This is a genomic window from Pseudomonas spirodelae, from assembly GCF_034653255.1.
Classification (GTDB): domain Bacteria; phylum Pseudomonadota; class Gammaproteobacteria; order Pseudomonadales; family Pseudomonadaceae; genus Aquipseudomonas; species Aquipseudomonas spirodelae.
Map to the genome: position 1 here is coordinate 1 of NZ_JAYEET010000056.1, position 1,800 is coordinate 1,800.

A 1,800-nucleotide genomic window follows, 5' to 3' on the forward strand; every position below is an offset into this window, starting at 1 on the left:
ATGTGTATAAGAGACAGAACCGGCACCGTGCTGGTTGAGGGTCGCGCGATCGGGCAGAAGATCGGTGCGGGTCGCGTACGGGTGATCCATGACGTTTCTGAGATGGACAAGGTCCAGCCAGGCGACGTGTTAGTTTCCGACATGACCGACCCAGACTGGGAGCCGGTGATGAAGCGCGCCAGCGCCATTGTCACCAACCGTGGCGGGCGTACCTGTCACGCTGCGATTATTGCCCGCGAACTGGGTATTCCTGCAGTCGTCGGCTGCGGCAACGCCACCCAGGTGCTGAAAGACGGCATGGGCGTCACCGTATCCTGCGCTGAAGGCGACACCGGCTTTATTTTCGAAGGCGAGCTGGGCTTCGATATTCGTAAGAACTCGGTCGATGCCATGCCTGAACTGCCGTTCAAGATCATGATGAACGTCGGTAATCCGGACCGTGCCTTCGACTTCGCCCAGCTACCCAACGAAGGTGTGGGCCTGGCGCGTCTGGAATTCATCATCAACCGCATGATTGGTGTGCACCCCAAAGCGCTGCTGAACTTTGCCGGCCTGCCGCCGGAGATCAAAGAAAGCGTCGAGAAGCGCATTGCAGGTTACGACGATCCGGTCAATTTCTACGTCGAGAAGCTGGTCGAAGGCATCAGTACTCTGGCTGCAGCGTTCTGGCCGAAGAAAGTTATCGTGCGTCTGTCGGACTTCAAGTCCAACGAATACGCCAACCTGATCGGCGGCAAACTCTACGAGCCGGAAGAAGAGAACCCGATGCTGGGCTTCCGCGGTGCTTCGCGTTATATCAGCGAGTCGTTCCGTGATTGCTTCGAACTCGAATGCCGCGCGTTGAAGAAAGTGCGCAATGAAATGGGCCTGACCAACGTCGAGATCATGGTGCCGTTCGTGCGCACCCTCGGTGAGGCCAGCCAAGTGGTTGATCTGCTGGCTGCCAACGGTCTGGCCCGTGGTCAGGATGGCTTGAAGGTCATCATGATGTGCGAACTGCCGTCCAACGCGATTCTGGCTGAAGAGTTCCTTGAGTTCTTCGATGGTTTCTCCATTGGCTCCAACGACCTGACCCAGCTCACGCTGGGCCTGGACCGCGATTCGGGTATCGTCGCGCACCTGTTCGATGAGCGTAACCCGGCCGTGAAGAAACTGCTGAGCAATGCCATCCAGGCCTGTAACAAGGCCGGCAAGTACATCGGCATCTGTGGTCAGGGTCCTTCGGACCACCCAGATCTGGCGCGCTGGCTGATGGAGCAGGGCATCGAAAGCGTATCGTTGAACCCGGATTCGGTGCTCGATACCTGGTTCTTCCTGGCCGAAGGTCAGCAATCGGCCTGATGGCGCGTTAACGTTATATTCAAGGGCGGGTTGATCCCGCCCTTTTTTGTGGTGCGCCAGGCATGGCGCGTAGCGCCGTGACTGGCGCTGTCGGGTTCACTGTGGTGGTGAGCCTGGCGACTTGGAGGTGAAAGTCCTCTACACACCCGGCAAGGGGAAGTGTTAGCTGAAGGCAAGGGTGTCGCGGGCGACTGCGAATCTGAAGGAAGCCCGAGGCAAAATGCTGGCCTGACGAACAGGAAGCGGATGAGGCGGCGCAGCGGGGTGAGGTGGCCATAATCGCCAAAGCCCGATACTTGCACGGAACGCTGCGACGTAGATCCGACAGGCATAAGCAGGAAGGTCGCGCGAATTACCCTGGGAGATCTGTACGCTTGCCATTGTGCTACCGATTGTCGAGAGGCGACGGGATGGGCGTGCAGAAGTCAGCCGAGGCCGTAGTAAGTGGCGGTCAACCAC

The 1,800-nt window shown here is 58.6% G+C and carries 1 protein-coding gene; it reads left to right on the top strand.

The genetic code is table 11. The annotated features are described in order from the left end of the window. The coding region (gene ppsA / locus SOP97_RS19005; RefSeq protein WP_322950481.1) for a phosphoenolpyruvate synthase at positions 1 to 1,341 on the top strand (1,341 nt) is incomplete at its 5' end. Positions 1,342 to 1,800: the final 459 nt, after the last annotated feature.